We start from the raw sequence: 7,460 nt of genomic DNA on the forward strand, positions 1-7,460 counted from the left end.
TTATCAGAGAGTTACAAGGCGAGATTAATCAATCTACTGCCAAGTTGCGTCGCGTTTTTTAAGTATCTTCTTAAGCGATTAACGCATGACCGTGTGAATGTGAACGCGGGCTATCTTGCCTACATTACCTTGTTATCCATCGTGCCAATGCTGACGGTATTGTTATCAATATTGTCGAAATTTCCCGTTTTTGCGAACGTTGGTGAGGTGCTGCAAGGCTACATTATTGAGAATTTTGTGCCAGCTTCTGGAGAAGCTGTACATACGGCATTACAGGAATTTGTGGCGAATACGGGCAAAATGAGCGCGGTTGGCGGTGGGTTTTTATTCATCGCAGCGGTCATGCTGATTTCCAACATTGATAAGAACTTAAACTACATTTGGCGAGTTAAAGACAAGCGCCGTTTAGTCTTTTCATTCTCTATGTATTGGATGGTACTCACGTTAGGGCCGATCATGGTCGGTGCGAGTATTGCGGCGACGTCGTACGTGACTTCGCTGCAAATTTTAGAGAACGAGACATTATCTGGTGCGTTTAATTTATTTCTGCGTTGGCTACCGTTGTTGCTGTCCTTTTTTGCTTTTCTTGGCTTGTATATTCTAGTGCCGAATAAAAAAGTACACCTCGCTCATGGTGCCATGGGGGCAGCAGTCGCCGCGATACTGTTCGAGTTGAGTAAAAAAGGCTTTGCGCTTTACATCACTCAGTTTCCGTCTTATCAGCTCATCTACGGCGCGTTAGCGGCGATTCCTATCTTATTTGTTTGGGTGTATTTATGCTGGATGATCGTGTTATTGGGGGCGGAAGTTACGGCTGCGCTTGGTGAGCGAGAGCACTGGAGTGAAGATTTAGACATGATACACTCGACCGCTGAATCTCAGTTAACAGATGAAGGAAGCGAGAGTAGTGATAGCGCTAATTCAACGAGTCAGTGAAGCAGCCGTCCGCGTGGATGGTGAAGTCGTAGGAGAAATTGATCGTGGTCTGCTGGTCTTATTGGGCGTAGAGAAGGACGACGATGAAGCTAAAGCAAAGCGTTTAATGGAGCGTGTTACAACCTACCGTGTGTTCGAAGATGACGAAGGCAAGATGAACCTGAACGTTAAACAGGTGGAAGGTAAAGTGCTGGTGGTTTCTCAATTTACGCTGCCTGCGGATACAAAAAAAGGCACGCGAGCTGGCTTTTCTCGCGGTGCGCATCCTGTTGATGCAGAGCGCTTGTATGATTACTTTTCTGACTTGTGTGAAGAAGTCTTACCCACACAGCGTGGCCGCTTCGCTGCCGATATGAAAGTGTCCTTGGTGAATGACGGTCCTGTGACGTTTTGGTTGCAGGTCTAATCTGGTAACACAGGCGCCATAGTCTAAGCTTTAACTCCAAGCTCATGGAATTGGCTTGGAGTAATTTTTCCGACACTGATTAGTGTTGTGCTTTCAAAGGATTGATATGTTCAAACTCATTACTCCCAAAACCGATAATCAGATAAACAAGTATTATCAGTTTCGCTGGCAACTGCTTCGTGAGCCATGGCGTATGCCGATCGGCTCAGAGCGCGATGAATACGACGAAATGAGTCATCACCGCATGATTGTTGATGGTCGAGGTCGTCCTATGGCGATTGGCCGTTTATACATTACGCCGGACAATGATGGCCAGATCCGCTATATGGCGGTTAAAAATAATCGCCGTAGCAAAGGGATGGGTTCGCTGGTTTTGGTTGCACTAGAGTCGTTAGCACGCCAGGAAGGAGCGAAACGCTTGGTGTGTAATGCCCGTGAAGATGCCATCGCCTTTTATGAAAAAAATGGCTTTGAGCGTCGAGGCGAGCTAACCGATGAGCGTGGCCCTGTGCGCCATCAGCAAATGGTGAAGCAACTGGATCCGATGGCCAATGTGTTACGTCGCCCTGAATGGTGTACTGAGCTTCAACAGCGCTGGGAGCAACAAATCCCAATTAGCGACAAAATGGGGATCAAAATTAATCAGTACACGGGTTACCAGTTTGAATGCTGTGCGCAGCTTAATCCTAACCTTAATCCGCATAACACCATGTTCGCCGGGTCAGCTTTTACCTTAGCAACCTTGACAGGGTGGGGGATGACGTGGCTGCTGCTTAAAGAGCGTGGGTTGCACGGTGATATTGTGTTGGCCGACAGCTCTATTCGTTATCGTCAACCAGTCGAACAAAACCCCGTGGCGAGTACTTCGTTGGATGGGATCAGTGGTGACCTAGACCGATTGGAGTCGGGACGCAAAGCACGCATCGTTATTCACGTAGTGATTTATAGTGGTGACACGCCAGCTGTGGATTTTGTCGGTACCTATATGCTGATACCGAACTACTCGCAGTTACTCAGTTGCTGATGGGGTAAGCGCCGACTGATCTGCTGGGCGCTTATCTGTTTCACCTTCTTGCTCTGTCGGTGAGAGGGTTTGTTCTGCTGCGGAATTCGTGTCGGGTACTTCATCTTCTTCGATAACTTCTTCGTAAAGCTCTTCCTCTTGAGTCTCCAAATTGATGTTATCAATTACGATTGGCTGCTCGATGGAAGGTTCATTTTTCTGTGGAGTCTCAATATCAGTAGGCTCGGCCAGTTTTGATGCGTTCACGCACTCATTACGGTGGGTTTCGCCACTTAGTAGATCGCCTTCAATGTTTCCGCACGACTCTTCCAATTGATAAGTAATGCCACTTAGCGGGTTGTTGGCCATATCAAATGTTCCCCAAACCTTACCACTTATGGCTTTTCCTGAGATGGTGACCGGCGTTATGGCAACTTCCCCTCGTTGCGCGCTTAAACGCAGTGGACTTAAGGTAATGGCTTTGAGCGAATGATCCGCTTGGGACTTCAAGCGGGTATCTCGGAGATTGGCTTCCACTTCACCCGATAAGCTGTAGGCCAGCATGTTGCGATCACCTGATAACCCTTGTAGATCGAGGCTGAGATCGGAAAAACCATCAATAGCCAGTGTGTCGGGTAAAAAATAATCGTGGAAGAGCGATAAGGGAATACCATCAGCATTGACGTTGAGCGCCCAAGGTTGGCTCGGGGTACTCAAATCTATTTGTCCGATGCCTTCTACGTAGCCTTGCTCGAGTGGCGCAAAAAGGCGAGTCAATTGCCAAAAGCCATCCTTGCTTTGCATGGCAAGTGCTGCGTGAGACGTGAGTATTTGGTCATAGCTGGCGTTGACAACGCTGACTTCCAATTCGCCTTGCCAAAGGCCCCAACGTTGAGCAGACTGTTTAATATCAAGCTGTTGCCCTTCGATATTTAAACCGGAAAGTTGCCAATAAGGTTCGTGAGATAGCTGGATAATTTGGCTGCGCTCAATGTCGAGTCGTTCGATTGCAACATGCTCTAACTCGCTGGTGGCGGCGTGCCACCAATTTAGGTTGTCTTCTGGCTGTGTTGCCCACTTGAGGCCTTGAATAGAGGCTTCTTTGAGCTTCCATTGTGTTGGCGTGAACAATCCAGAAACTTGCACTCGACCTTGCTGCCAATCTAAGCTGAGCTCGTTGAGCTGGATTACTCCTGGCTCGATAGCGGCACTCAAACGTGGCTCTATTGCGGTTTGCTGCTGGAATCGAACGCTATCCGCCTGCAATGACACTTGAGCTTTTGTCTTCCAGAGAGACAGTGGCAGCGTGGCGTTTTCCACAGAAAGATCCAAGTTCTGCCAGTGCCAGTCGCCCCATTCAATATCGGCGTTAAGCAAATCTAAGCTATTAATATGATTAATGCTAAATGGTAGATCGTGCCAAGGTTTTGCAAGCAGTGATTGGCGCTGCGTATTACTCAGTTTCAGCTTGTTGATGGTCACATTTACTAAAGACCAGCCTTGAGGATACTGCTCCCCTTGCCCAGATATTTGACTGTTACGCCAGTTAAAAGAGGTGCCATAAAGCGTACTGTCTTGCGGTTTGTAGTCTATATCGACTAAGACTTGATTAAAGGCTTCGCCATTCCAATAGAGTTGGTCAGCTGCAAGTTGAACTTCGCCATATGGTATTAAATGACCATTCCATTGTGGTGATTGAATTTGAAGGTCAATGCCATTGGCAGAGAACTGCTCGTCGGCGTAATCAATATTTTTGAGCGCGATTTGATGGAATAAAACGTTGTCTAAAGGTGGGAGCTTTGGTGCGCCATACTGCAAGCTCATACCATCAATCAATAAACTATCAACGATCCATTTACCATCGCGATAAACATCGGGATTCATCCATAAATCGACTTGCTCGATGTAAGACGCATCGTCTCCGCTGGTGTTCACGCGTTGTAAAGTTAGGTGATAGGGAAAGCCATAACGCACGCTTCCGGCCCGGAAGGGAAGAGAAAAGGTGTTTGACAGCAAGCGCCAGGTTGCGTCCGCGTAAGATGTTGTTAGCAGCGCAATCGTAGCGGCTGGAATGGCAACTAAGATAACCAGTAACAGAAGTAGAACTCGACGCGCTGTTTTCATCTTTGCTAGAACCTACGTGTGTTATGAAATAAAACTAGATAGGCTTTAGCTTGTATCAATATTCTGTGGTATTCAATAAAAAGCCCCTCAAAAGAGGGGCTTGAAGCAATTTTTGTAACTTGGCCTACGTAAAGGTGATAAGTTAATGCCAACTTTTCACTGCGTTTACGCGACGTCGCTGTTACTCGATTTAATCAATCTGAGGACCAGCCGCAACCAGAGATTTACCTTCAGCGTTGTCTGTGTACTTATCAAAGTTATTGATAAAGCGCGCTGCTAAATCTTTCGCTTTGCTTTCCCACTGAAGTGGGTCAACGTACGTGTCGCGAGGGTCTAGAATGCTAGGATCCACACCTGGTAGTGACGTTGGTACTTCAAGGTTGAAGATTGGAATGTGCTTAGTTGGTGCTTCTTCAATCGAACCATCAAGAATGGCATCAATAATTCCGCGTGTATCTTGAATAGAGATACGTTTGCCAGTGCCGTTCCAACCAGTATTCACTAGGTAAGCCTCAGCGCCCGCTGCTTCCATGCGTTTTACCAGTACTTCCGCGTATTTTGTTGGGTGGAGCGTTAGGAACGCCGCGCCGAAACAAGCAGAGAAAGTTGGTGTTGGCTCAGTAATACCGCGCTCTGTTCCCGCTAGTTTGGCGGTAAAGCCAGACAGGAAGTGGTACTTAGTTTGCTCAGGTGTCAATTTAGATACTGGAGGCAGTACGCCAAATGCATCGGCTGATAGGAAGATCACTTTATTCGCGTGACCGCCTTTTGATACTGGTTTAACGATATTATCGATATGGTAGATAGGGTAAGAAACACGTGTGTTTTCTGTTTTCGAACCATCATCAAAATCGATAGAGCCATCGCCACGTACTGTTACGTTTTCTAGCAGTGCATCACGACGAATTGCGTTGTAGATGTCCGGCTCCGCTTCTTTCGAAAGTTTGATGGTTTTTGCGTAACAACCACCTTCGAAGTTGAAGACACCGTCATCATCCCAGCCGTGCTCATCATCACCAATTAGCGCACGTTTAGGATCAGTCGACAGGGTCGTTTTACCCGTACCAGATAGACCGAAGAATACCGCTACATCGCCATCTTTGCCCATGTTAGCGCTACAGTGCATTGATGCGATGTCTTTTAGTGGAAGGAAGTAGTTCATCATGGCGAACATACCTTTCTTCATTTCACCGCCGTACCAAGTACCACCGATAAGTTGCATGCGCTCGGTTAGGTTAAATACGGTGAAGTTTTCTGAGTTCAGGCCTTGCTCTTCCCATTTTGGATTAGTGCATTTTGCGCCATTCATTACTACGAAGTCTGGTTCAAATATCGCTAACTCTTCTTCCGTCGGGCGAATAAACATGTTTTTAACGAAGTGCGCTTGCCATGCGACTTCTGTGATAACACGAATGCTCAAACGTGTATCTGGGTTTGCACCACAGTAACCGTCAACAACAAACAAGCGTTTGTTAGAAAGCTGGTTTGTGACCAGTTCTTTTAGCTCGTCCCACACTTCAGGAGTGATTGGTTTGTTATCATTTTTCACTTGATCAGACGTCCACCACATATGTTCTTCTGTCGTAGCGTCTTTGACGATATATTTATCTTTTGGTGAGCGACCAGTAAAGATGCCAGTGTCAACGGCAACCGCACCTAGTTCAGTAACCACGCCGCGCTCATAACCGGTTAGGTCTTCACGCGTTTCTTCCTCAAACAACATTTCGTAGCTTGGGTTGCGAATAACCTCTTTTACGTTATGCAGTCCGTGCTTGGTTAGATCAAGTGTTGCAGCCTTAGTATGTTCCATAACGGTCATAGGTGCTCCTTATAAGGATTTTGTAGGGATTTTGTAAGAATGTTTTAATTTTAATCTGCTCACCATGCTAGCAACGGGGCGGGGAGAAAACAGGGAGATAGCTCAAAATTTACCCATGATTTCAATAAGGTTTTAGGTAACCCGTCACATATTGGTGGGAATAGTCTATCGTGCACGCAATCCTTTGCGCTAGGGCAAAATCATTATTAATTGTTTAAAATTAAGCAGTTGTTTTATTACGCTTGAGGCTAGTTATTACGAGGGGTTGATCACAAAAAGGCCAGCATTAAGCTGGCCTTTTGTAGGGTAAATTACGTGCTTGATAAGCTATGTAAATTAATGCAGGGTTTTCTTGTCCGTAGAAGCTTGTGCATACAGTTCAGTGACTTCAGATTCGTCGAACGTATAAGTTGTGCCACAGTAATCACAATGTAAAGAAACTGATCCAACTTCTGCCAAAATGTCATAAATTTCAGCTTTCTCAACGGTGATGATTGCGGCACCGCTACGCTCACGAGAACAGCCACAATGGAACTCGACAGGTTGCGGCTCGTACAGACGTACTTTGTCTTGGTTATATAGTCGATACAATAACTCGTTCGCTTCTAAACCAAACAATTCTTCATCTTTTACTGTGTCAGTGAGCTGCTCTAGATGTTCGAAATCATCTGGAGAGCCAGTGCCGTCAGGGATCACTTGAATCAACATACCTGCTGCGTGTGCTTTGCCTTCATGCTCACCAGTGCGGATCCATAGGCGCGTTTTTAACTGCTCTGAGTTTGCAAAGTAGCCTTCTAGCACTTCTGCTAAAGTGTCACCTTCTAGTCCAACGACGCCTTGGTAACGCTCGCCGTTTTTCGGTTCGATGGTGATCACAAGGTAGCCCTTACCCATTAGATCGTGAATGTTTGCGTCATCGGCAACATCGCCTTCCCAGCGAGCTACGCCACGAACACGTTGGTTATGGTCACCGTTGATAACGGCAAGAGACACAGGACCGTCGCCTTGTAGCTGGATGGTGATCGAACCTTCGAACTTAAGAGTGGCAGTTAAAAGAGTAGTTGAAACGAGTAGCTCACCCAGCAGTTTCTCTATTGCTGCCGGATATTCCTTGCTGGAGATAACACGTTGGTACGCTTCATCCAATTGTACCAACTCGCCACGTACTGAAA

6 protein-coding genes are annotated in these 7,460 nt (G+C 46.5%); 3 read left to right on the forward strand and 3 right to left on the reverse strand.

The window, feature by feature from the left end; all coding sequences use genetic code 11:
* The 3 genes from R7O12_RS23275 to R7O12_RS23285 all read left to right on the forward strand — a co-directional run.
* Nucleotides 1–936: virulence factor BrkB family protein (locus tag R7O12_RS23275; protein WP_318126437.1), on the forward strand; the 936-nt coding region annotated here is incomplete at its 5' end.
* Nucleotides 908–1,342, forward strand: a complete 435-nt coding sequence (dtd, locus tag R7O12_RS23280; RefSeq protein WP_005379282.1) for a D-aminoacyl-tRNA deacylase — start codon at nucleotides 908–910, stop codon at nucleotides 1,340–1,342. The genes R7O12_RS23275 and dtd, both read left to right, overlap by 29 nt.
* Before the next feature lie 106 nt (nucleotides 1,343–1,448).
* A complete protein-coding gene (locus tag R7O12_RS23285; RefSeq protein WP_005379283.1) occupies nucleotides 1,449–2,366 on the forward strand; it encodes a bifunctional GNAT family N-acetyltransferase/hotdog fold thioesterase in 918 nt (305 codons plus the stop codon).
* Here R7O12_RS23285 and R7O12_RS23290 read toward each other — a convergent pair.
* From R7O12_RS23290 to hslO, 3 genes are all read right to left on the reverse strand, one after another.
* Complete coding sequence (locus tag R7O12_RS23290; RefSeq protein WP_005379285.1) at nucleotides 2,352–4,469, reverse strand: AsmA family protein; 2,118 nt, start codon at nucleotides 4,467–4,469, stop codon at nucleotides 2,352–2,354. The genes R7O12_RS23285 and R7O12_RS23290 overlap by 15 nt on opposite strands.
* Nucleotides 4,470–4,659: 190 nt before the next feature.
* Nucleotides 4,660–6,288 carry a phosphoenolpyruvate carboxykinase (ATP) gene (gene pckA / locus R7O12_RS23295; RefSeq protein ID WP_053307278.1) on the reverse strand — a complete coding sequence of 543 codons (1,629 nt, stop codon included), beginning with the start codon at nucleotides 6,286–6,288 and terminating at the stop codon, nucleotides 4,660–4,662.
* A gap of 336 nt (nucleotides 6,289–6,624) precedes the next feature.
* Nucleotides 6,625–7,460 (reverse strand): Hsp33 family molecular chaperone HslO (gene hslO, locus R7O12_RS23300; RefSeq protein WP_318074099.1); only part of this gene is annotated, 836 nt, incomplete at its 5' end.

This window comes from Vibrio sp. Vb1574, assembly GCF_033338675.1.